Below are 21124 nucleotides of genomic sequence, written 5' to 3'. Positions count from 1 at the left end.
GCTCATGGTCCGCTGATCGCGAGATCGGCCCCGATCCGCTGGGCTGCTTCCTGCAATCGGGAGACCACTCGTGCCTCGACGTCCGCGCCGGAATGCGCGATGTTCTGCAGGGAAGAGTTGAGCGCGGCGACGATCCGGCCGGTTCGGTCCCGGATGGGCACGGCGACGCCGCGAACCCCCAGTTCCAGTTCGTCCTCCGACAGCGCCCAACCCCGCTCGGCCGTGGTCAGGATCTCGGCGCGCAGCCGGTCCGGGTCTACGAGGGTCTGCTCGGTGAACGCCCGCAGTTCCGTCGTCTCCAGGTAGCGGTCGAGTTCGTCGGCGGTAAGGCCGGACAGCAGGACCCGGCCGTGCGAGGTCGCGTACGCCGGGAAGCGCATGCCGACCGAGATCGCGATACGCACGATCCGCGGCGAACGGACTCGCGCGACGTAGAGTGCGTCCGATCCGTCGAGCACGGTGACCGAGACGGTTTCCTCGAGTTCGGCGGCGAGTTTCGCCAGGTGCGGTTCGGCCAGCTGCGGGAGCGCCAGCCCGGACAGGTAGGAGAAGCCGAAACGGAGAACGCGCGGGGTCAACATGAAGCGACGACCCTCCTGCCGCAGGAACCCGCGATCGACGAGGGTCAGCAGGATTCTTCGCGTTGTCGATCGGGTGATCCCCACCACCTGGGCCACCTCGCTGAGAGTGCGCTCCCGGTGCTGTTCGTCGAAGCACTCGAGCACCGCGAGCCCACGGTCCAGAGACTCGAGGAAGTACCGTTCACCGGCGGCCGATCGCATGAGCCAATCCTAGGCACGCGACGTGTCTTCGCCTGCCCACGGCTGGGCCTCCCGGGAGGCAGGCCGGTGCCGGATCACGATCGCATGGTTCGTGCCCGGCCGGTACCGTCGCCCCCGGCGAGGCCGCGGAGGTACACCGCGATCGGCCGGGCCAATTGCGCGACGCTCGCGGCGGTGCCGGCGGCGAGTCCCTCCAGCGACCGGGCGCCGAGCAGCCGGTCCACGGTCAGCCCCTCGGCCAGGCTCACGAGATCGGCAGCCGCGGAGTCGGCGTCGTCGGCGCCGCAGGCGGCCACGAGGTCGCGCGCGGCGGCGCGGGAGAACAGGGCGGCTGCAAGGCCGGCGCGTTGCTCGGCGCCGATGGCCGGGTCGGTGGCCAGGGCATACCGCACGAGCAGGTCCCGGCGGCGGTGGGCCAGGTCGCGGTCGAGTGTCGTCGCGACCGCTCGCGCGGCGGCGTCGACGTCGACCGGGGTCGGCGGGCGGGTGAGGCCGGAGTGCTCGAACGCGTCGCGTGATCGCTCGGCGAGCCGGTGCACGGCGGCGTCGAGCAGGGCTCCGCGGGTGCGGAAGTAGTACGAGCACGAGCCGTCGGGCAGGGCGAGGGCGCGGTCGACGGCCCGGTGGGTCAGCGCGCGCAGTCCGTCGCGGGCGATCAGGTCGAGGGTGGTCTCGGCGATCAGGGTGCGACGGTCGGGGCTGCTGGCCATGATCGAACTCTACATATGTAGAGTCCTCTACCAATGTAGAGGAGGTGGGATGGCCGAGGATCCGTACCAGCGGGCCGGCGCCGCCGCCCTGGGGCGGCTGCACCGCGACCTCGCCGCGCAGCGCACCACCCCGCGCGGCGTCTACCTGTGGGGGCCGGTCGGTCGCGGCAAGACGTGGCTGATGGAGCGGTTCCTCGAGGCCGTGCCCGGTCCCGCGCGACGGCACCACTTCCACGGCTTCTTCGCCGGCCTGCATGCGCAGGCGCATCGCCTCGGCTCGATCGACGACGCCGTCGACGCCGCGCTCGGCGACGCCCGTGTGCTGTGCTTCGACGAGTTCCACGTCCACGACGTCGGCGACGGCATGCTCGTCGCGCGCGCCGTACGCATCCTTCACGAGCGGGGCGTCGCGCTCGTCGCCACCTCCAACTACCCGCCCTCGGGCCTGTTGCCCAACCCGCTGTTCCACCACCTGTTCGAGCCCACCATCGCCCTGCTCGAACGCCGGCTCGAGGTGGTCGAGGTCGGCGGGCCGATCGACCGTCGCCGCACCGGTACGGCCACCCCGGGCGACGGGTTCGCCTCGGGTGAGTTCCTCCCGCCCGGCGCTCTCGACGTTCCGGAGCCGGGGGAGCGGCGAACCCTGCGACCGTCGGGCCGCGCACTACCCGTCCTCGCCGTGCGCGGCGACGTCGTGTGGTTCGACTTCGCCGACCTGTGCCGCGCCCCCACCGCGCCCGCCGACTACCTCGCCGTCCTCCGCGAGCACGGCGAGTGGGTCGTCACCGGTGTCCCGCCGCTGCGCGAGCTCGACGCGGACGCCCTGCGCCGCTTCGGCAACGTCGTCGACGTGCTGTGCGACGCCGACGTCCGGCTCACGGTGTCGGCCACCGTCGCGCGCGCCGACTTCGCGACGTCCGTCCCCGCCGAACCCGACGTCGACCGGCTGCTCAGCCGCCTCGCACTGCTCCGCGAACCCGCCCGAGCCTGGATTCAGGACAGCCAAACCTTATAGACTGCCGCGGTGGTACCACGTTCTTCCGAGCTCGTCGACTGTCCGACGGTTCCGTTCGTCCGACATCTCGCCGAACACGGCGAACGGACCGCACTCGTCTGCGACGGCACCGAGATCACCTATCGCGACCTGGCCGAGCGGGTCGCCGCCGTCGCCGACCGCCTCGGCACCACCCGGCGTCTCGTCCTGGTCGCCGGGGCCAACGCCGTCGACCCGATCGTGGCCTACCTGGCGGCGCTGTCCGCCGGCCATCCCGTGCTGCTCGTGCCCGGCGACCGGCCCGACGCCCTGGCCGCGACGATCGAGGCCTACCGGCCCGACGTCGTCGTCGACGGCGGCCGGATCGAAGAACTCGCCGACGGCACCCACGACCTGCATTCCGACCTCGCGCTGCTGCTCAGTACGTCCGGCTCGACCGGCTCGCCCAAGCTCGTGCGCCTCTCGCACCGCAATGTGCAGGCGAACGCCGAGGCCATCGCCGACTACCTCGACATCCGCGACACCGATCGCGCGATCACCACCCTGCCGATGCACTACTGCTACGGCCTGTCGGTCCTGCACAGCCACCTGCTGCGGGGCGCCGGGACCGTGCTCACCGACCGGTCCGTCACCGACCCCGGATTCTGGGACCTCGTGCACCGGCACCGGGTCAGCGCCCTCGCGGGCGTGCCGTACACCTTCGACCTGCTCGACCGCGTCGGCTTCGCCGACATGGACCTGCCGAACCTGCGCTACGTCACCCAGGCCGGCGGCCGTCTCGACCCCGACCGCGTCCGCCGCTATGTCGACCTCGGCCGGCGCGACGGGTGGCAGTTCTTCGTCATGTACGGCCAGACCGAGGCCACCGCCCGCATGGCCTACCTGCCCCCGCACCTCGCCGCGGAGCACCCCGGCACGATCGGCGTCCCCGTTCCCGGCGGCGCCTTCCGCATCGACCCCGTGCCCGAGGCCGGCGACGGTGCCGGCGAACTCGTCTACACCGGGCCCAACGTCATGCTCGGCTATGCCACCGACCCGTCCGAGCTGGCCCTCGGGCGTGTCGTCGACGAACTGCGCACCGGTGACCTCGCCGTCCGCACCGACGCCGGGCTGTACCGGATCGTGGGCCGTCGCTCCCGCTTCGCGAAGCTGTTCGGCCTGCGCATCGACCTGCAGCGCATCGAATCCGTCCTCGCGCGCCACGAGCTCGTCGCGTGCTGCGCCGGCGGCGACGACGAACTGATCGTCGCCGTCCAGGGAGCCGACGCCGCGCCCGTGCGGGCGGTCGCGGCCCGCGCGAGCGGGCTGCCCGAGTCCGCGGTGCGGGTGTGCGTCGTGGCCGAGCTGCCCCGCACCCCCAACGGCAAACCGGACTACCGCGCCGTCGCCGCGCTCGGCGCCGCCCCGGAACCGCCGCAGCCGGCGCCCGAGGCGCGGGCCGTGGACCCCCGGCGGCTGCGGGCGCTGTACGCGGACGTTCTCCGCCGCGACGACGTCACCGACGACAGCACGTTCGTCGACCTCGGTGGCGACTCGCTGTCGTACGTGCGCATGTCGGTGCGGCTCGAGCGGCTGCTCGGGCATCTGCCCGCGGACTGGCCGACGACGCCGCTGCGCGAGCTGAGCCCGTCGTCGCGCCGGGCGCCGTGGGGCTGGCGGATCGTCGAGACCAACGTGCTCATCCGCGCCGTGGCGATCGTGCTCATCGTCGGCTCGCATCTGCACCTGTTCGCCCTCGTGGGCGGGGCGCACGTGCTGCTCGCGGCCGCGGGCTACAACTACGCGCGATTCCAACTGCCCAAGCCCCGCGCCGAGCGGCTGCGCACTACCCTGCTCAGCGTCGCCCGGATCGCCGCACCGGCCGTCGTGTGGATCGGCGCGGTGCACGCGCTCACCGGCGAGTACCGCTGGTCGAGTGTGTTCCTGCTCAACGGGGTGCTCGGACCGCCCGCGTGGACGAAGGAATGGCGGTACTGGTTCATCGAGGCGCTGGTGTACGCGCTCGTCGCGGTGGCTCTGTTGCTCGCCGTGCCGTGGTTCGACCGGCACGAGCGACGGTTCCCGTTCGCGTTCCCGCTCGCGCTGGTGGGCGTGGGCCTGCTGACCCGGTACGAGGTGCTCGGGCCGGACATGCCGACCAGTCAGATCCTGGCGTCGTACGTGGTGTTCTGGCTCTTCCCGCTCGGCTGGGCGGCCGCCCGGGCGACCGCGGTGTGGCAGCGGCTGGTGGTGTCCGTCCTGGCGGTGGCGACGGTGCCGGGGTTCTTCCATGCCGAAACCGACCGCACCGCTCTCGTGATCGGCGGCCTGCTCCTGCTGATCTGGGTGCCGCGGACCTGGTGGCCGGCGCTGCTGGTGCGGCCGGCCGAGGTGCTCGCCGCCTCGTCGCTCTACATCTACCTGACCCACTTCACGGTCTATCCGCTGCTGCGGGACATCGACCCGTGGCTCGCGTTCGCGGCGTCGCTCGTGGGGGGTGTGGCGTACTGGCAGCTGTGGGTGCGGCTCGGCCGGCTGTGGGGCCACTTCGGCCGGGTATCCGTCCTCACCATGCTTGCGCGGCGTGGTGCTACCCGCGCGCGTGAGAACGCGCGCGGGTAGCACCGACGGGCGCGGATGTCCGGCGCCTTCTCGTCAGGGCAGCAGCCGGTCGATGAAGCTGTTGCTGAATACCCGATGCGGGTCGAGCCGGTTGTACACCGCCCGCGCGGAGTCCCAGTTCTCGTCCGCGGGCACGCCTTCCCGGTAGGTGTCGGGCAGGACCTGCTCGATGACCCGCTGGTCCGTGTACGGCAGTTCGGGGCCGAACGCCCAGCCCTTGGACCATTCGGGCCGGAAGGTGGAGTCGGCGTTGTTGTAGTGACCGCGCATCCACTGCTCCATCTCGCGGTAGAACGCGAACATGCCGGGGGTGCCCGGCACCCCGAGCACGTTGAGCCAGATCGCGGTGTCCCACTCGGGGTGGTCGGGTCGCGGCCGGGTCGCGGAGATGGTCGGCGGCCCGGCGGACGGGACCCGCACGTCGTCGGGTTGATCGAGCCCGCAGCACCGGATCTCGACCGGGCCGTTGAGCGGGTACTGCCCCAGCGCCCGGTAGTGCTCGATGCGTTCGTGGAACCACTGCGTGAAGTCGTGGATCACGTTCGCGATGTTGGCGCGGTTGGTGAGGACCGCGCCGCCGCCCTCCGTGAGCCGCAGGGTGGTGGCCTTGATGTAGAACTGCAGGTCCTTGGACCAGCCCCAGATGTCACTCGAGTTCGTGGCGGCGAGGCCGGCGACGGTGGTGTTGTAGTAGACCTGCCCGAAAGCCGGCGCGATGGCGGGGTTCCCGGCCGTCATCTGCCCGAGCAGGTCGGTGACGGGCTCGGGGACGTTGTCCGAGAACGGATAGTTGTACGGGCCGAACACCTCTCGGGACGTCACCGGCTTCTGCGGAGCGAGGGACCACACCTTCATCCACGGCTTGTCGGTGAACGGATACCAGATCGCCTCCGCGCGCCCGCAGGCCCGCACGAAGCTCTCGAAGGTGCGTCCCGGTGCTCCGGCAGGCGCGAACAGCTCGCGCCAGTCGATGTCGGTGTAGCTCTGGCACCGCATCCGGGTGTCCGGGCCGGCCTGCAGGGTGACCGAGGTGACGAACGTCCGGCCGAGGTGGGCGAGCAGCGCAGTGATGTCCGCGTCGGCGCGCGTGTAGGTGCGCAGCGCGTACTCGCTGCCGTTCCACGCCACCGTGGTCAGTTCCGTGACGAGATTGCTCAGCGAGCCGAAGGTGTGTCCCGGGACGTTCTTTTCGCCGTCGGCGGGCAGCGCCGCACCGTGCGCGTTGACGGCCAGTGCACCGGCGATGGACAGCACCCCGGGTGCGGGGAGGTTGGCCCAGCCGAGGCCGTGCCCCTGCAGCGCCGTGGTGATCGCGTCGAGTGTCGCTCCGGCTCCGGCGGTGACGGTGGCGGGGTCCGAACCGGAGTGCACCGACACCCCGTTCAGATGCGCCATCGTGTCCGCCAGGATCACCCTGTCCACCGGTGCGCCGTTGACGATGGTCAGCGGAGTCCAGCCGTGCATCGCGCCACGCGGCCGGACGGTGTAGCCGTGAGCGTGGGCCCAGTTCGCGAGCCGGACGACGTCCTCGGGACTGCGCGGGGCGCACGTCCAGATCGCGTCGAGCATGATCTCCTTGGACCAGTTCTGGTAGGCCTGCTGGTAGAGGGCGATGCCGTCGGGAAACGCGGCCGGGGTGGTCAGGGTGGCACCGGACGAGCCGGCCGGTACGGCGTGGACGGGGGTCCAGCCGCCGAGCGCGGTGGCGGCGAGCGCGCCCGCGCCGGCGGCGAGGAAACCCCGGCGCGACAGACGCAGGGGTTCGGTGCGAATCGTCATGAACACACTGCTTTCTCACCGGCCCGTGGCGGGCCGGTGCTGGGGGAGGACGGGGTGTCAGGCGATGGTGAGGACCACGTCGGTGAGGGCGGGCGCGAGGTCGCGCTCGACCACCGCGGCGGTCGCGAGCAGCCGGTCGCCGGTGCGCCACGCGCGCACCCGCAGGGTCTCGCCGGGAAAGACGACGCCGGCGAACCGGGCCGTGAATCCGTGCACGGACGCGGCATCACCGTCGAGCGCCGCGTCGGTGAGCGTCTTGCAGACGATCCCGTACGTGCACAGCCCGTGCAGGATCGGAGCGGGGAACCCGGCGGCCTGCGCGAACTGCGGGTCCGAGTGCAGCGGGTTGCGGTCGCCGCACAGCCGGTACAGCAGGGCCTGTTGCGGCAGCGTCGCGACATCCACCTCGAAATCGGGTGCTCGGTCCGGCAATTCGACGGACTCGGACGGTCCGCGTTCGCCGCCGAAGCCGCCCTCGCCGCGGGCGAAGATGGACGAGCGGGCCGTCCACAGCGGGTTGCCGGCCGGATCCGTGGTCGTCGACTCCTGCACGATCACCGCGGCCTTGCCCTTGTCCCACACCTCGGCGATTCGGGTCACGGTGCGGCCCTTGCCTTCCGGTGGTAGGGGAGCGTGCACCGTCACCTCCTGGCTGCCGTGCACCACCTTCGCCAGGTCGATCTCGATGCCCGGGAACGAGACCTTCGGCGGCTCGGTGGCGTGGAACGTCGCGGCGACGGTGGCGAAGGTGGGCAGGACCTGCGGGTCGCCGTCGCGCAGGTAGCGCAGCTCACCGAGGTCGGTGGGACGCGCGCCGGCGCCGAGACCGAGGTGATAGAGCTGAACGTCGCTGCTGCTCCAGGCGAATTCCTGGGCGGGCAGTTCGGCGCCGAGTGCGACGGCGGGATCGATGGGCACGCGGGACCCTTTCTGTTCGGCGGACGGGGTTCGGCCGGATCGAGTGCGGCTCAGTGCTGTTCGGCGGTCTCGGAGATCGGCTGCGCGGCGGGCTGCTCCGGTCGGCCGAGGGCGTCGAGGACCGCGAGATAGGCGAAGGTCATGGCCGGGCCGATCGTGGCGCCGGGGCCGGCGTAGGTGTGGCCCATGACGGGACCGCTGGCGTTGCCGGCCGCGTAGAGACCCTCGATCACGGTCCCGTCCTCGCGCAGGACCCGGGCGTCGGCGTCGGTGCGCAGGCCGCCCTTGGTGCCGAGATCGCCGGGCACCACCTTGATCGCGTAGAAGGGGGCCTTGTCGATGGCGCCGAGGCTCGGATTGGGCTTGTTGCGCGGGTCGCCGTAATAGTGGTCGTAGCCGGATTCGCCGCGTCCGAAGTCCTCGTCCCGGCCCGCGCGGGCGAAGCCGTTGAATCGTTCGACGGTCGCGGTGAGGGTCTGCGCCGGCACGCCGATCTTCTCGGCGAGCTCGTTGATCGAGCCGGCCTGGACCACCACACCCGCCTTCAGCCACCGCTTGGGGAAGGGACTGCGGGGCGTGATGCCGGCGAAGGTGTAGCGATTGCGGTAGCGCTGGTCGAGGATCATCCAGCACGGGATGTTCTCGCCGGGTCCGTCGCCCCGGCCGTGGCGGCCGCCGTACATGGCGTGCACCGCCTCGACGTACGGAGCAGATTCGTTGACGAAGCGCCGGCCGGCCGCGTTGACCATCATCGAGCCCGGCAGGCTGCGCTCGGACAGGGCGAACCACGGGCCGCCGGTGAGCGGGAAGGACGGACCCCACCAGGCGTCGTCCATGAAATCGACGGCGGCACCGAGAGCCTGGCCCGCGCGGATGCCGTCCCCGGTGTTGGCCTTCGCGCCGACGGTCCACTCGGTGCCGATCGGGGCGCGCTGATACTGCGTGCGCATCTGCTCGTTGTGCTCGAAGCCGCCGGAGGCGATCACGACGCCGCGGCGGGCCCGGATGGTGTGCTTCCGTCCGTCCGACTCGACGCGCACACCGCGCACCACCCCGTCCTCGACGACGAGGTCCGTCAGGGCGGTGTTGAGCAGCAGCGGAACCCCGGCGTCGCGCAGGCCGACGCGGAGTCCGGCCATGAGCGCCTGGCCGCGGACCAGCAGGTGCTTCCTCGTCGCGCGGGCCCACAGGTATCGCATGCCGACCTTCGCGGCGCGGACCGGTCCGCGCGGGTTGCGCATGAGGAGGTTGAGCCACTTGTAGTCGGCCTGGGTGATGACGAAGTTCGGCGGGCCCTTGACGTAGTCGGGCTCGAGCAGGGCGAGGTCGTCGCCGAGGCGCTTGCCGTCGAACGGCTTCGGCTCGACGGACCGCCCGCCGAGCCGGCCGCCGGGGGCCTCGGGGTAGTAGTCGGAGTAGCCCGGCACCCACTGCAGTTCCAGGGCGCTGTGCTTCAGCACGAAGGACAGCATCTCGGGCCCGTGGTCGATGTAGGTGTCGATCTTGTCGGCGGGCACCACGTCGCCGATGATGCTGTGCAGGTAGGTGCGGGCCGAGTCCGGGGTGTCGGTGACCCCGGCGGCCCTCAGGGCCTCGTTGTTCGGGATCCACACCCCGCCGCCCGAGCGCGCGCTCGAGCCGCCGTAGTGGGGTGCCTTCTCGATCAGGACGACGCTCGCGCCCTGGTGCGCGGCGGTCAGCGCGGCGGTCATTCCGCCGGCACCGCTGCCGACTACGACGATGTCGTATTCCTGCTTGATCATGTAGAACACGTTATAGAATGATGGCGCGGTGAGTCCATCCCTTCTGCCAGGAAGAATCACCCGCACACCACGGGCCGAACGGAAACAGGTTGCAGAACATGCCGGTCGCCGGTGAACAGGAAGGAACCGCAATGCTGCCGACGCAACTGCGCACCCGGCTGGCGGACGAGCTCGAGGCCGCCGAACGCGACCGCACCCCCGTCGACCCGCTCGTGGCCCGGCACCCCGACATCGACGTCGTCGACGCCTACGAGATCCAGCTGATCAACATCCGTCGCCGGCTCGCGGCCGGTGCCCGCGTGGTCGGCCACAAGGTCGGGCTGTCCTCGCTGGCCATGCAGCAGATGATGGGCGTGGACGAACCCGACTACGGCCACCTGCTCGACGACATGCAGGTCTTCGAGGACCGGCCCGTCGACACCTCGCGGTACTGCTTCCCGCGGGTGGAAGTCGAGGTGGCCTTCGTGCTCGGCAAGGACCTGCCCGGCGCGGACTGCACCGAGAGCGACGTCCTCGACGCCACCGTCGCGTTCGCGCCGTCCATCGAACTGATCGACAGCCGGATCAAGGACTGGAAGATCGGCCTCGCGGACACCATCGCCGACAACGCCTCCTCCGCCGGATGGGTGCTCGGCGCGCAGCGGGTGGCGCCGTCCGGCGTCGACATCAAGGGCATCGACGCCGTGCTCACCCGCAACGGCGAACGGATCGCCGAGGGGCGCAGCGACGCGGTGCTCGGCAATCCCGTCACCGCCGTCGCCTGGCTCGCCCGCAAGGTCGAGAGTTTCGGAGTGCGGCTGAAGGCGGGCGACATCGTCCTGCCCGGCTCGTGCACCCGGGCCGTCGACGCGCGCCCCGGCGACGAGTTCCACGCCGAGTTCGCGGGACTGGGCTCCGTCTCGCTCACGTTCTCGTGACCACCCGGTCCCGACTGCAAGGAGAAACAATGGCCAAGGCAAGTGTCGCGATCGTCGGGTCGGGCAACATCAGCACCGACCTGCTCTACAAACTGCAGCGTTCGGACCTGCTCGAGCCGCGGTGGATGATCGGCATCGACCCGGCGAGCGAGGGCCTCGCCCGCGCCCGCACGCTCGGCCTGGAGACATCGGCCGAGGGCATCGACTGGTTGCTCGCGCAGCCGGAGAAGCCGGACCTGGTGTTCGAGGCGACGTCCGCGTACGTGCACCGGGCGGCGGCGCCGAGGTACGAGGCGGCCGGCATCCGGGCGATCGACCTCACCCCTGCCGCCGTCGGACCGGCCGTCGTGCCACCGGCGAACCTCGGGGCGCATCTCGACGTGCCCAACGTCAACATGATCACCTGCGGCGGTCAGGCCACCATCCCGATCGTGCACGCCGTCTCCCGGGTGGTGGACGTGCCCTACGCCGAGATCGTGGCGTCGGTGGCGTCGGTGTCCGCCGGGCCGGGCACCCGCGCCAACATCGACGAGTTCACCAAGACCACCAGCCGGGGCATCGAGACCATCGGCGGTGCCCGCAAGGGCAAGGCGATCATCATCCTCAATCCGGCGGACCCGCCGATGATCATGCGCGACACCATCTTCTGTGCCATCCCCGAGGACGCCGACCGGGACGCGATCGCCGAGTCCATCCACCGCGTCGTCGCCGACGTGCAGGAGTACGTGCCCGGCTACCGCCTGCTCAACGAACCACAGTTCGACGAGCCGACCGTCGTGTCCGGCGGGCACGCCACCGTCACCACCTTCGTCGAGGTGGAGGGCGCCGGCGACTTCCTGCCGCCGTACGCCGGCAACCTCGACATCATGACCGCGGCCGCCACCAAGGTGGGCGAGGAGATCGCCCGCGCGCTCCTCTCGGCGGACTCCCTCCCCTCGAACTCCACCGTGAAGGCCTGACTCCGATGACCTCTTCGAACTCCGACCTCCGTCGCGACGACATCTTCTTCGAGCCGTCGTGGGACATCCGCGTGACCGACACGTCGCTGCGCGACGGCTCGCACCACAAGCGTCACCAGTTCGACCGGGAGGAGGTGCGCGCCGTCGTCGCCGCCCTCGACCTCTCGGGCGTCCCCGTCATCGAGGTCACGCACGGCGACGGCCTCGGCGGGTCCTCGTTCAACTACGGGTTCTCGAAAGTGCCGGAGCAGGAACTGATCAAGATCGCCGTCGATACCGCGCAGCACGCGAAGATCGCCTTCCTCATGCTGCCCGGTGTCGGCATCAAGGAGGACATCATCGAGGCGCAGGACAACGGCGCCTCGATCTGCCGCATCGCCACCCACTGCACCGAGGCGGACGTGTCCGTCCAGCACTTCGGGCTCGCCCGCGAGCGCGGGCTCGAGACCGTGGGCTTTCTGATGATGGCGCACACCGTCACCCCGGAGAAGCTGGCCGAGCAGGCCCGCATCATGGCCGACGCGGGCTGCCAGTGCGTGTACGTCGTCGACTCGGCCGGCGCGCTCGTTCTCGAGCAGGTCGCCGAACGCGTCGAGGCGCTCGTCGCGGAGCTGGGTTCCGACGCGCAGGTCGGCTTCCACGGGCACGAGAATCTCGGCCTGGGCGTGGCGAATTCGATCGCGGCGGTCCGCGCGGGTGCCAAGCAGATCGACGGGTCGGCCCGCCGGTTCGGCGCGGGTGCCGGCAACACCCCGGTCGAGGCGTTCGTCGGCGTATGCGACAAGGTGGGGATCAAGACCGGCATCGACTTCTTCGCCGTCGCGGACGCCGCGGAGGACGTCGTGCGCCCCGTGATGCCCGCCGAGTGCCTGCTCGACCGTCAGGCCCTGATGATGGGCTACGCCGGGGTGTACTCGAGCTTCCTGCGCCACGCCGAGCGCCAGGCCGAGCGGTACGGGGTCTCCGCCGCGGAGCTGCTGGTGCGGGCGGGCAAGCGCAAGCTCATCGGCGGCCAGGAGGACCAGCTGATCGACATCGCCCTCGAACTCCAGCGCGAACAGCAGACCGCCTGACCTACCGAATGTCACATGGCGTCAATTCGATCGACGCAATGTGACATTCGGCCCCAACGGGTTTCGACGCTCAGCCATCCGGGTTCGCCACCGGTGGCGTCCTCACGGTCCATCAACGAGGTCTGTCGCTGTTCGAATTCGAAGCGCCGCGACCCTTCGAACACCGCACCGACCTCCTCGAACCCCGTTGCCGCCACCGGCCGTGTGCGACCGTCCCCGCTGCGCCGGAGCAGGCGATGACCCGTCAGACGGCTCCACAACACCTCGACCGCGGCCGCGCCCACCAGCAGGCAGGCCAGTCCCGGAATCGTCATCGCGAACAGCGCGCCCATCGTTCCAGGGTATCGAGCCGTGGAACGCGGCAACGATTCCCGGAGCGCAGGGGCGGGTATCGAGGTACTTCGCCGGAGCTCGGACGCCGCCGGTGCTCGCGCTGCGGGACTCGTCCGGGGTGCTGTCGGGTGGATGAGGGACGGTGCATGTGCCACCGACGCGGTCAAGCCTGCCCGGGCCGTCTCCGGGCCGGGCCGGCCCGGCCCGACAGATGCCGCGATGTCCTGGCCGATATCCGGGGGGACCGTGAACCGATCGTGGGCGAGAGCCGCCACAGTCCGGTGGCGGCGAGAATGTGCCACAGCGCGTGGCCTTGCAGGACACTACTCGGCCGGCAGAGCGAGGTCCGGTCGCCGATGGTGCCGAGCACGGCGCCGGACGCGAGAAGCAGTGCCGCGATGATCGTCGTGCGGCGCAGGTGCGGACGGACGCGGGCGCGTTCCAGCGCGAGTCCCACAGTGACCGCGGCGAGCAGTGCCTGCACGATCGTGGAGGCGCTCGAGCCGGCTGCGACAACGGGAACCATCACGAACGGAACGACGAGCCACCACCGCGGCGACAACCGTCGGTCGAACCGGTCGGAAGCGGCGTCGACGGCTGTGTAAGCGAGCAATGTCGCGATCGGTATGTCGTGTGCGTAGGCCTGCCACGGCGGGTTCGGTCCGTGCGCTATGAGGGATCCGGCGCCGACCGCGATGACGAGGAGACCGTAGGTCACCGTCGGCGTGCCCTGCCGACGACGTGCGAGCACGGCCAGGCCGGCGATCACGAAGGCCAGGCTGGTGGCGGCAGCCGCTGGCTGCCCGAGAAAGCCTGCGTCTCGATAGAGCTCGCAGACGTTCGCCAGCATCATGGCTCGAGGCTATCCGTTACCGGTCCGCATCGGACATACACAACGGCAGCCGTCTCGACCTGGCTGTCGGGCCGAACAGTGCCGGGCCGAACGGTGCCGGGGTGGCCGGCACCGGTTGCTCATCTCTTGGTTCGTCGACTGCCACCGTGCCAGTCCTGCTCCACTCCCACCTCGTCGGGAGCGACGCCGAGGCCGGGCAGCTGCGGCAGTTCGCGCAGGCTACGTTTGAGTTCGGCGAAGCCGGGGAAGCTCGCCAGCCCGACGACGTGGTCCCACAGGCGGAGGGCGTCCTCTTCGCCGGGTAGCCGGCTGATCACCGGCCCGAAGAAGGCCACGCCGTTCGGCGGCTGGAAGTGGATGATCGGCGTGCCGACGTCTCTGCCGGTCAGGCGCAGTGCCTCGTCGGTCTCCGCCTGGATGAGCGCATCGAGCGAGGGGTCGTCCAGCGCGTCCGCCACCTGCACGGGTAGGCCCGCCCGGGCCAGGATCGGCTCGAGGAAAGCCCGCGTTCCTTGCTGTTCCGGTCCGGCGGTGTTGTCGGCGTCCGGCGTGGTCTCGAATATCCACGCACCGAGCGCCCGGTACAGCGGATCCACCGCCTCGCGCCCGTGCTCGGCCCGCACTCGCGCCGCGACCCGGAGCAGCCGCAGCCCACTCGTGTGACCGGCTTCGTACTCGGGCGGGAAGTGAACGTCGTAGTCGACGTGCGCGTTGATCAGACGCAGCGAAATGAACCGCCAGTCGACTCGGAATTCGCGCTGGGCCGCCACCAGGCGCACCCACTTGCTGGTCATCCAGGCGAACGGGCACACCGGGTCGAAGTAGAAGTGGATATCTGCATCACTCATGCCTCGTCAGGCTACGGAGTGCTCGGGCGGTCGCCGGCACAGACACCCCTCTCGTCTGAGACATCGTCGATCAGAGAAGATTCGGATCGCGGGGTCGACAGGCCGATCGCCTACGGCTTCACAAGTCCCGTTCGGTAGGCGATGACGACCAGTTGCGCGCGGTCGCGAGCACCGAGTTTCACCATGGCATGGCTGACGTGGGTGCGGGCGGTGGCCGGGCTGAGGCAGAGTTCGGCGCCGATCTCGTTGTTGCTCATGCCCATACCTACCAGCGTCAGGACCTCGCGTTCCCGGTCGGTGAGGACCTCGAGCCGATGATCGGCGGCCTTGTCGGCTGTGCGCTGGGTGGTGAACTGGGCGATGAGGCGGCGCGTGATGCGCGGTGCGAGCAGAGCTTCTCCGGCGGCGACCACGCGGATGCCGTGCAGGAGCTCGGCCGGACCCGCGTCTTTGAGCAGGAAGCCGCTGGCGCCGGCCTGGAGGCCTTCGAAGACGTAGGCGTCGGTGTCGTAGGTCGTCAGGATGAGGATGCGTACGTATTGGAGCCCGTTGGTGGTGGCGATCTGCCGGGTGGCCTCGATGCCGTCCATCTTCGGCATACGGATATCCATGAGCACGACATCCGGGCGCAGGGCCCGGGCTTGCTCCACGGCTTCGGCGCCGGTTGCGGCTTCCCCGACCACCGTGATGCCGTCCTCGACCTCGAGGAGGATCTTGAAGCCGGACCGCACCAGATGCTCGTCGTCCACGAGTAGGACCTTGATCGGAGTGTCGCGGCCGGATGCGCCTGTCACCGGGTTCATACCTTCACCGTTGCGGCCGGGGCCAAGGGCAGCCGGGCGGTGACGGCGAAGCCGCCGCCCGGGAGCGGGCCGGCGTCGAAGTCGCCGCCCAAGAGCTGACAACGCTCGCGCATCCCTACGATCCCGTGGCCGCGTGTGTCCGTGCCGGCGAACTCGGCGTCCGCACGGTCGGCGCCTCTGGCTGCTTTGTCGGTGTCCCCATCCGCACGCGGGCCGTCGTTCGTCACGCGGACTTCCACGGCGTCGGGGCCGTAGTTCAGGGCGACCGCGACCCTGGTCGGTCCGACATGGCGAATCACATTGGTGATCGACTCCTGCAGGATCCGGTACACGGCGCTGCCTACCGCGCTGGGTACGGGCGGTGGGGGTGATGTCGTCTCCAACTCGACGTCGAGCCCGGCTTCGCGTGCCCTGGCGGTGAGTTCGTCGACCTGCCCGAGCCCTGGGGGTGGGAGGCGGCCGTCGTTGTCGTCGCGAAGGACCCCGAGGATGGCCCGCATCTCCTGCAGGGCCCGGGAACTGGTCTGCTCGATGGCCTCGAGCGTCTGGCGTGCTTGTTCCGGTCGCTTGTCCAGTACGTGTGCGGTGACGCCGGCTTGGACGTTGATGATGGCGATGGCGTGCGCGACGGTGTCGTGGACCTCGCGCGCGATCCGGAGCCGTTCCTCGTCGACCCGGGCGCGTGCTTCGTCCTCACGAGAGCGTTCGGCCAATTCGGCGCGCTCGAGTGCTTCTTCCGCGATGACTCTCCTCGAGCGGACGCTCTCCCCGAGGGCGGCACTCATGCCCGCGGCGCCGATCCGGAAGTACACCCAGCCGACGGCGGCTGGGGGTTCGATGTCGGTCGCGGCGATCAGCCAGACCGCGGCCAGTGCTGCGATGCCCACAACGGCCATCACCAGTGAGCGACGTCCGTCGCCGCGGGCGGTGAGGGTGTAGAGGGCCACGAACAGGCCCAGCCATCCGGGGCCGTCCGGGAAGTCGAGGGTGTAGTACACCATGCTGGCGAGCGCGGTCACGGCGAACACTGCGACTGGCCAGCGGCGGCGCAGGACCAGGACCGCGCCACCGGCGATCAACAGCAGGTAGCCGAGGTTCCCGAGGTCGGACAGGGGGCGCAGCACTGCTTCGGGCTCCCCGCTGTTGCGGACGACGGTGCCCTGGACCTGCATGACAGTGATGAATACCGCCAGCAGCACATCCTGCGCCCAGGCGGGCGGGCGGAACAACGTGACGCGATCCGGCATGGCGCGATCATATGGTTCCGGGTGGGGAAAACAACTCCCGCGAACTGCGCGGCCGCCTACGTCGAGAAGCGTGGTTGTGCGCGAGCCACCTACGTCGAACTTCGTATCCGCTGCCGCCCGCTGTCCGAGGACACCCCGTTGCCGAGACGCGACGATCGTATGCGTCCGCTCAACGACGGAGGCCTCCATGAGCGCGGCCGGAACCCGTCGTTCGACCGAAAGGATCCGCAATGCCTGTCCTCGATTTGCTTGCCGCACCGGCGATCACGCACGTCTCCGTTGTCGCTGCCGGTTACGAGCTCGGCGTCGGGCGAACCGTGCCCACCGCGGCAGCCGTGCTGGGGCTGATCAGCGCCGTCGCCGGTGGGCTGGCCCTGGCCCGATCCCGCCGCACCGGCACCGGACGAGCTCGGACGATCGTGGCCCTGGTGCTGGGACCGATCAGCGTCATCGCCGGCGGGGTGCACGGGGTCAACTCCGCCGGTGGACTCGGCACCGGCAACGGGCTCGCCGGCGCCGTCCTCGCCGTGGCGCTCGGGCTGATCGGCACGGTCCTCGGTGGGCTGGCTCTGGCCCGCTCTCGTCGCACCAGCCGATCCGGTCACGATTCCAGGCCGGTGCCCGCGTCGTGACCCCCGCCCGCTCCGTGCACCGCCACCGAGTGCTGCGCGGGGCCTGGCGCCGGCTCGGCCCGGCGCAGCTGTCCGCCGCCACGGCCGCCGCCGGGCCCGGCGTTCCCCTGGTCGCAGACGGTGGCACGTGACGAATCGAGCGCGCCTGAGCCTGCGCCCACCTGGGCGCCCGCTGCCGACGCGGTGGGCCTTGTCGAGCCGGCGCGGACCGCGTCGGGGTGGCTACGGTGACGAGCAGGACGAGCCCTGCCGGTGACGGGCAGTGTGGGCTCGCGGTGCGGTGACGTCGAGCACCGTGAGCTGGTGGCCGGGTGCGTTCTCGGTCGTGAGCGGCGGGCCAGGTGGTGCGATGGTTACCCTCGACTGATGGCGGCATTCCCGGAGTCCACGGTAGGCACGAACTCGGCGGTGGCGCGCCTCGAGAGCACCTTTGCCGACGAGTTGGCCGCCCTGGCGGTGCCGTGGCAGGGCGCTCATGCCCCCGACCCGACGTTGCTGGTGCTCAACGAGCAGCTCGCGGTGTCGCTGCGATGGGACGTGGAGGTGCTGCGGAGCGAGGTCGGGATCGGGGTGCTGTCCGGATCGACGGCGCCGGCTGGGGCCACGCCGGTCGCGATGGCGTATGCGGGACATCAGTTCGGCGGGTACGCACCCCTGCTCGGGGACGGCCGGGCGTTGCTGCTCGGCGAAGTGGTGGGCAGTGACGGTCGGCGAGTGGATCTGCACCTGAAGGGCTCGGGGCCCACGCCGTTTTCTCGGGGCGGTGACGGCTTCGCGGTCCTCGGCCCGATGCTGCGCGAATACCTGGTCAGCGAGGCCATGTATGCCCTCGGTATTCCCACGACGCGTGCGCTGGCGGTGGTCGCGACGGGCCGCCGCGTTCGCCGAGACGGCGCCGAGCCCGGTGCCGTGCTCGCCCGGGTCGCGGCCAGTCACCTGCGGGTGGGCACCTTCGAATTCGCGGCCCGACAGGAGGGAGTCCTGCAGCGGCTCGCCGACTACGCGATCACCCGCCACTACCCGGAGTTGACCGAGCTGCCGGCGACGGGTGAGGGCAGTCGCTACCTGGCATTCTTCGAGGCGGTGGTCGAGGCGCAGGCAGCACTGGTGGCGCAGTGGATGCTCACCGGGTTCGTGCACGGGGTGATGAACACCGACAACACGACCATTTCGGGGGAGACCATCGACTTCGGTCCGTGCGCCTTCCTCGATGCGTTCGATCCGGCGGCGGTGTTCAGTTCGATCGATCACGGCGGCCGTTATGCGTTCGGCAATCAGCCCGCTGTCCTGAAGTGGAATCTGGCGCGCTTGGCGGAAACGCTGCTGCCGCTGCTCGATTCGACGCCGGATGACGCGATTGCCGCGGTGTCGGCAGTCCTCGATACCTTCGACGCGCGTTACGAGGGCCACTACGCCGCCGGGATGGCGGCCAAGCTCGGGGTGGCCGGCCCGCTCCTCGATCGAGCGCTGGTCGACGACCTGCTGAGGTTGATGGCCGAACACGGCGCCGACTGGACGGGCAGCTTCCGGGCGCTCGCGGACGAACTCCGTGGGCATTCGGCGCCGCTGCACGCCCTCGTCCCGCGCGAGCACATCGGGCCGTGGGTGGATCGCTGGCGCGGCGCCCTGAGCACACAGGGGCGTGGGACAGCGCAGACCGCGGACGCGATGGACGGCGTGAACCCGCTGTACATCCCGCGCAATCATCAGCTCGATGCGGCTCTGCGTGCCGCGGCCGACGGTGAGCTCGCTGCTTTCGAGAAGCTGCTCGAGGTCGTCACGCATCCGTTCGACCGCCGTGACGAGTGGTCCGACTACACCACACCCGCCCCCTCGTCGTTCAGTGCAACCTTCCGAACCTTCTGCGGCACATAACGCCCGAATACCCGCCGCTGGGCACTGCTGTGTTCGTGTCGGGGACTCCCTCGCCGGTGCTGCGCCGCCGGGAACGACGTCGGCAGACCTGGCGGAGGCACCCCCGAGGACACGGACCCAGCTGGTGCGGGGCGGGTTCAGCCGTCCCGCCCGGCGCCGCGGTCGGGGGCGCTCATGTCCCCGGTGCCGGGTATGCCGTCGGCGCGCCCGTAGCGCAGGTACACGGTGCCCGTCGGGCCGGCGACCGGCGGTGCGAGGAGGGTGAGGTTGGTGGGCACCGCGCCGGCGTCGAACACCTTCTTCCCGACGCCGAGCACGATCGGGTGCACCCAGAGGTCGAGCCGGTCGAAGAGTTTCTCGCGCAGCAGGGTCTGGACCAGGTTCAGGCTCCCGACGACCTTGACGTGCTCGTGCCGGTCCCGGATTTCGCGCACCGCGCCGGCCAGATCCGGGCCGAGTTGCGTGGATCCGGCCCAGGAGAGGTCGGGCCGGCCGCGGGAGGCCACGTACTTGGGGACGCTGTTGAAGAGCGTGGCGATCTCGTGGTCCTCGCCGCCGTCCTGGTACGGCCAGTAGGCGGCGAAGATGTCGTAGGTCCGGCGGCCGAGCAGCAGGGCGTCGGTGCCTTCGTAGGCGGCCCCGATCTGCGCGCCGGTGACCTCGTCGAGCAGGGGTACCTGCCAGCCGCCGAACGGGAACCCTTCCGGGTCTTCGTCGGGGCCGCCGGGTGCCTGTCCGACGAGGTCGAGGGTGGTGAACAGTTCGATGTCGATCAGGCCCATGGCTCGGCTCCCGGTGAAGTGATGTGTCTCGGTTGCAAAGGTAGACCTGCGGGCGTCGGCGGACTCATCGCTGTGACGGCATCGAACTTCGTCCTCCTCGACCGGCCTCGCGGTGCATCGGTCGCCACCGGTTCTGCGGTGGGCGTCCGTGCGTTACCCGGCAGTCCGGGCTCGGCGGGCGGTGCACATCTCCTCACTCGCCTCGATCGGGGTGGGGTCGCGCAGGTCGTGCCGGAGAACGGCCGCCCATGCGGTCGGCGGCGTCGCGCGGGCACCGTTGGGGGCAGTGCCCCAGGGGTATGGTTTCCCGACCGGGTGGTGTCGGAGAAGGGCGCTGGACAGTTTCAGCTCTTGACGTGACCGAGCAGTGTGCGAGTGATGATGTGGTGAGCTTCGGTGAGGATCGACCCGACCGCTGTCTCGCAGCTGCCGATGCCGTGGATCAGGCTTGGACTTGGCCGGCCCACCAGAGGCCGCCTTCTGCGGTGCCTCGGCGAACGTGCCGCTGCGCTGCTCGCCACCCGATGGATGGCAGTCGACAGGATCACCCTGTGCCCCAAGAGAATCGGTTCTATCATCTCGGGCCTGGTAGCCGGTCTGGTGGTCGATGGGGGTGGGGTCGTGGAAACGGTCGCGCGCCCGGGAGGCAGTGCCCGTGACGAAGTGTTTCGACCGGATTGTAAAAGGCTCTGTTGCGCAACGATTTTCGTGTGACAGCGCATGGTGCTGTAGCTGTTGGAACAACTCCGGTGCTCGAGTCCATTCGTCGATCCCTGTGTCGGCTGAGTGCGCCGACGCACGCTCCGTCGGTGGCGCGTCGACGATGAAGGCGCTCAGACTTCGACGGCGGTGCCGCAGATGCCACATTCCTCCAGCTGCCGGCGCTTCCATCGCGCGACCGGAACGAAGAACAACGTGAACTGGCTGAATTCCCGGATCCGTGCCCACTGTGTGGTGTTGTGGCAGCGCGGGCACGTTCGGGTCTGCCCGGAGCCGAGGTGTTGCCGCTTGGTGCCGTATCCGAATAGAAGGAACACCACGCCAGCATAGAGCGATGCTCAGTAGACGGTCGTCAGGTGGCAACGGTCTCGAGGGAGACCACGCGATGACCACAGCCGACGATATCGATCGGCACCAGTTGCCCGAAGACCGACTCGCCAGCCAACCCCGCCTGCCGGCGATCTGCTGTCGCCTCTTCCGCCGGCATACAGAAGCCGTGAGCCGGGTAGCCTCACGAGGACGAACATCGAGTGGA

At 70.3% G+C, this 21124-nt stretch carries 21 protein-coding genes; 8 read left to right on the top strand and 13 right to left on the bottom strand.

Annotation, left to right across the window (positions count from 1 at the left end; genetic code table 11):
- Window positions 1-2: 2 nt before the first annotated feature.
- Together G6039_RS06060 and G6039_RS06055 are read right to left on the bottom strand one after the other, a co-directional pair.
- Window positions 3-782, bottom strand: a complete 780-nt coding sequence (locus tag G6039_RS06060; RefSeq protein WP_043797546.1) for an IclR family transcriptional regulator domain-containing protein — start codon at window positions 780-782, stop codon at window positions 3-5.
- 74 nt (window positions 783-856) lie between these two features.
- A complete protein-coding gene (locus G6039_RS06055; protein WP_006943333.1) occupies window positions 857-1492 on the bottom strand; it encodes a TetR/AcrR family transcriptional regulator in 636 nt (211 codons plus the stop codon).
- A 49-nt stretch (window positions 1493-1541) separates the two neighbouring features.
- Between G6039_RS06055 and zapE the strand changes: the two genes are divergently transcribed.
- Both zapE and G6039_RS06045 read left to right on the top strand, forming a co-directional pair.
- Window positions 1542-2507 carry a cell division protein ZapE gene (gene zapE / locus G6039_RS06050; protein ID WP_006943332.1) on the top strand — a complete coding sequence of 322 codons (966 nt, stop codon included), beginning with the start codon at window positions 1542-1544 and terminating at the stop codon, window positions 2505-2507.
- A 9-nt stretch (window positions 2508-2516) separates the two neighbouring features.
- Window positions 2517-5087: an AMP-binding protein gene (locus G6039_RS06045; protein ID WP_043797544.1), complete on the top strand. Its 2571-nt coding sequence runs from the start codon at window positions 2517-2519 to the stop codon at window positions 5085-5087.
- A 33-nt stretch (window positions 5088-5120) separates the two neighbouring features.
- On the opposite strand, the gene G6039_RS06040 is transcribed toward G6039_RS06045, so the two are convergent.
- Genes G6039_RS06040 through kstD form a run of 3 tightly spaced genes read right to left on the bottom strand, consistent with a single transcriptional unit; the run spans window position 5121 to window position 9547 of the window.
- Window positions 5121-6866, bottom strand: coding sequence for a cholesterol oxidase substrate-binding domain-containing protein (locus tag G6039_RS06040; RefSeq protein WP_043797652.1), 1746 nt, complete (start codon window positions 6864-6866; stop codon window positions 5121-5123).
- Between the two features lie 57 nt (window positions 6867-6923).
- Window positions 6924-7784 (bottom strand): MaoC/PaaZ C-terminal domain-containing protein, encoded by an 861-nt coding sequence (locus G6039_RS06035; RefSeq protein ID WP_043797541.1) that lies wholly within the window; start codon window positions 7782-7784, stop codon window positions 6924-6926.
- A gap of 50 nt (window positions 7785-7834) precedes the next feature.
- Window positions 7835-9547, bottom strand: coding sequence for a 3-oxosteroid 1-dehydrogenase (gene kstD, locus G6039_RS06030; RefSeq protein WP_080688457.1), 1713 nt, complete (start codon window positions 9545-9547; stop codon window positions 7835-7837).
- A gap of 131 nt (window positions 9548-9678) precedes the next feature.
- On the opposite strand from kstD, the gene G6039_RS06025 reads away from it, so the two are divergent.
- The 3 genes from G6039_RS06025 to dmpG are packed head-to-tail and all read left to right on the top strand — an operon-like array spanning window position 9679 to window position 12496.
- A complete protein-coding gene (locus G6039_RS06025) occupies window positions 9679-10464 on the top strand; it encodes a 2-keto-4-pentenoate hydratase (RefSeq protein ID WP_043797651.1) in 786 nt (261 codons plus the stop codon).
- Between the two features lie 29 nt (window positions 10465-10493).
- A complete protein-coding gene (locus G6039_RS06020; protein WP_029540875.1) occupies window positions 10494-11423 on the top strand; it encodes an acetaldehyde dehydrogenase (acetylating) in 930 nt (309 codons plus the stop codon).
- Between the two features lie 5 nt (window positions 11424-11428).
- Complete coding sequence (gene dmpG, locus G6039_RS06015; RefSeq protein ID WP_006943321.1) at window positions 11429-12496, top strand: 4-hydroxy-2-oxovalerate aldolase; 1068 nt, start codon at window positions 11429-11431, stop codon at window positions 12494-12496.
- 11 nt (window positions 12497-12507) lie between these two features.
- Here dmpG and G6039_RS06010 read toward each other — a convergent pair whose 3' ends face one another.
- The 5 genes from G6039_RS06010 to G6039_RS05990 all read right to left on the bottom strand — a co-directional run bounded on the left by G6039_RS06010 (window position 12508) and on the right by G6039_RS05990 (window position 16580).
- A complete protein-coding gene (locus G6039_RS06010; protein ID WP_006943319.1) occupies window positions 12508-12828 on the bottom strand; it encodes a DUF6191 domain-containing protein in 321 nt (106 codons plus the stop codon).
- A 164-nt stretch (window positions 12829-12992) separates the two neighbouring features.
- A complete protein-coding gene (locus tag G6039_RS06005; RefSeq protein ID WP_043797536.1) occupies window positions 12993-13682 on the bottom strand; it encodes a hypothetical protein in 690 nt (229 codons plus the stop codon).
- Window positions 13683-13801: 119 nt separating this feature from the next.
- Entirely contained in the window at window positions 13802-14530 is a 729-nt protein-coding gene (locus G6039_RS06000; RefSeq protein WP_043797534.1) for a mycothiol-dependent nitroreductase Rv2466c family protein, read from the bottom strand.
- Between the two features lie 110 nt (window positions 14531-14640).
- The gene (locus G6039_RS05995; protein WP_043797531.1) at window positions 14641-15333 is read right to left on the bottom strand and encodes a response regulator transcription factor; all 693 of its coding nucleotides are present in this window, start codon (window positions 15331-15333) and stop codon (window positions 14641-14643) included.
- Window positions 15330-16580, bottom strand: coding sequence for a sensor histidine kinase (locus G6039_RS05990; protein ID WP_006943311.1), 1251 nt, complete (start codon window positions 16578-16580; stop codon window positions 15330-15332). Before G6039_RS05990 ends, G6039_RS05995 begins: the two co-directional genes overlap by 4 nt.
- Before the next feature lie 230 nt (window positions 16581-16810).
- Between G6039_RS05990 and G6039_RS05985 the strand changes: the two genes are divergently transcribed.
- The 3 genes from G6039_RS05985 to G6039_RS05980 all read left to right on the top strand — a co-directional run bounded on the left by G6039_RS05985 (window position 16811) and on the right by G6039_RS05980 (window position 19087).
- Window positions 16811-17212: a DUF6223 family protein gene (locus G6039_RS05985; protein WP_006943309.1), complete on the top strand. Its 402-nt coding sequence runs from the start codon at window positions 16811-16813 to the stop codon at window positions 17210-17212.
- Window positions 17209-17343 (top strand): hypothetical protein, encoded by a 135-nt coding sequence (locus G6039_RS30985; RefSeq protein ID WP_006943307.1) that lies wholly within the window; start codon window positions 17209-17211, stop codon window positions 17341-17343. Before G6039_RS05985 ends, G6039_RS30985 begins: the two co-directional genes overlap by 4 nt.
- A gap of 235 nt (window positions 17344-17578) precedes the next feature.
- Window positions 17579-19087 (top strand): protein adenylyltransferase SelO, encoded by a 1509-nt coding sequence (locus G6039_RS05980; RefSeq protein ID WP_051445993.1) that lies wholly within the window; start codon window positions 17579-17581, stop codon window positions 19085-19087.
- A 137-nt stretch (window positions 19088-19224) separates the two neighbouring features.
- On the opposite strand, the gene G6039_RS05975 is transcribed toward G6039_RS05980, so the two are convergent.
- The 3 genes from G6039_RS05975 to G6039_RS30980 all read right to left on the bottom strand — a co-directional run bounded on the left by G6039_RS05975 (window position 19225) and on the right by G6039_RS30980 (window position 21076).
- A complete protein-coding gene (locus tag G6039_RS05975) occupies window positions 19225-19869 on the bottom strand; it encodes a dihydrofolate reductase family protein (protein ID WP_043797530.1) in 645 nt (214 codons plus the stop codon).
- 833 nt (window positions 19870-20702) lie between these two features.
- Entirely contained in the window at window positions 20703-20909 is a 207-nt protein-coding gene (locus G6039_RS05965) for a zinc-ribbon domain-containing protein (protein WP_037200466.1), read from the bottom strand.
- Between the two features lie 32 nt (window positions 20910-20941).
- The gene (locus tag G6039_RS30980; RefSeq protein WP_006937738.1) at window positions 20942-21076 is read right to left on the bottom strand and encodes a hypothetical protein; all 135 of its coding nucleotides are present in this window, start codon (window positions 21074-21076) and stop codon (window positions 20942-20944) included.
- Window positions 21077-21124 lie beyond the last annotated feature (48 nt).

The organism is Rhodococcus aetherivorans (genome assembly GCF_011058165.1).
Taxonomy (GTDB): Bacteria; Actinomycetota; Actinomycetes; order Mycobacteriales; family Mycobacteriaceae; genus Rhodococcus; species Rhodococcus aetherivorans.
Note: the sequence above shows the minus strand (reverse complement) of the source record. Positions and strands in the feature narration are given on the sequence as shown.

Coding starts and splice junctions, on each gene's coding strand:
- G6039_RS06040 (WP_043797652.1), bottom strand. CDS start 6,866: ATGACGATTCGCACCGAACCCCTGCGTCTGTCGCGCCGGGGTTTCCTC.
- G6039_RS05990 (WP_006943311.1), bottom strand. CDS start 16,580: ATGCCGGATCGCGTCACGTTGTTCCGCCCGCCCGCCTGGGCGCAGGAT.
- G6039_RS06000 (WP_043797534.1), bottom strand. CDS start 14,530: ATGAGTGATGCAGATATCCACTTCTACTTCGACCCGGTGTGCCCGTTC.
- G6039_RS05980 (WP_051445993.1), top strand. CDS start 17,579: ATGGCGGCATTCCCGGAGTCCACGGTAGGCACGAACTCGGCGGTGGCG.
- G6039_RS06055 (WP_006943333.1), bottom strand. CDS start 1,492: ATGGCCAGCAGCCCCGACCGTCGCACCCTGATCGCCGAGACCACCCTC.
- kstD (WP_080688457.1), bottom strand. CDS start 9,547: ATGATCAAGCAGGAATACGACATCGTCGTAGTCGGCAGCGGTGCCGGC.
- G6039_RS05985 (WP_006943309.1), top strand. CDS start 16,811: ATGCCTGTCCTCGATTTGCTTGCCGCACCGGCGATCACGCACGTCTCC.
- G6039_RS06025 (WP_043797651.1), top strand. CDS start 9,679: ATGCTGCCGACGCAACTGCGCACCCGGCTGGCGGACGAGCTCGAGGCC.
- G6039_RS06060 (WP_043797546.1), bottom strand. CDS start 782: ATGCGATCGGCCGCCGGTGAACGGTACTTCCTCGAGTCTCTGGACCGT.
- G6039_RS06010 (WP_006943319.1), bottom strand. CDS start 12,828: ATGGGCGCGCTGTTCGCGATGACGATTCCGGGACTGGCCTGCCTGCTG.
- zapE (WP_006943332.1), top strand. CDS start 1,542: ATGGCCGAGGATCCGTACCAGCGGGCCGGCGCCGCCGCCCTGGGGCGG.
- G6039_RS30980 (WP_006937738.1), bottom strand. CDS start 21,076: ATGCCGGCGGAAGAGGCGACAGCAGATCGCCGGCAGGCGGGGTTGGCT.
- G6039_RS06020 (WP_029540875.1), top strand. CDS start 10,494: ATGGCCAAGGCAAGTGTCGCGATCGTCGGGTCGGGCAACATCAGCACC.
- G6039_RS05995 (WP_043797531.1), bottom strand. CDS start 15,333: ATGAACCCGGTGACAGGCGCATCCGGCCGCGACACTCCGATCAAGGTC.
- G6039_RS06005 (WP_043797536.1), bottom strand. CDS start 13,682: ATGATGCTGGCGAACGTCTGCGAGCTCTATCGAGACGCAGGCTTTCTC.
- dmpG (WP_006943321.1), top strand. CDS start 11,429: ATGACCTCTTCGAACTCCGACCTCCGTCGCGACGACATCTTCTTCGAG.
- G6039_RS05975 (WP_043797530.1), bottom strand. CDS start 19,869: ATGGGCCTGATCGACATCGAACTGTTCACCACCCTCGACCTCGTCGGA.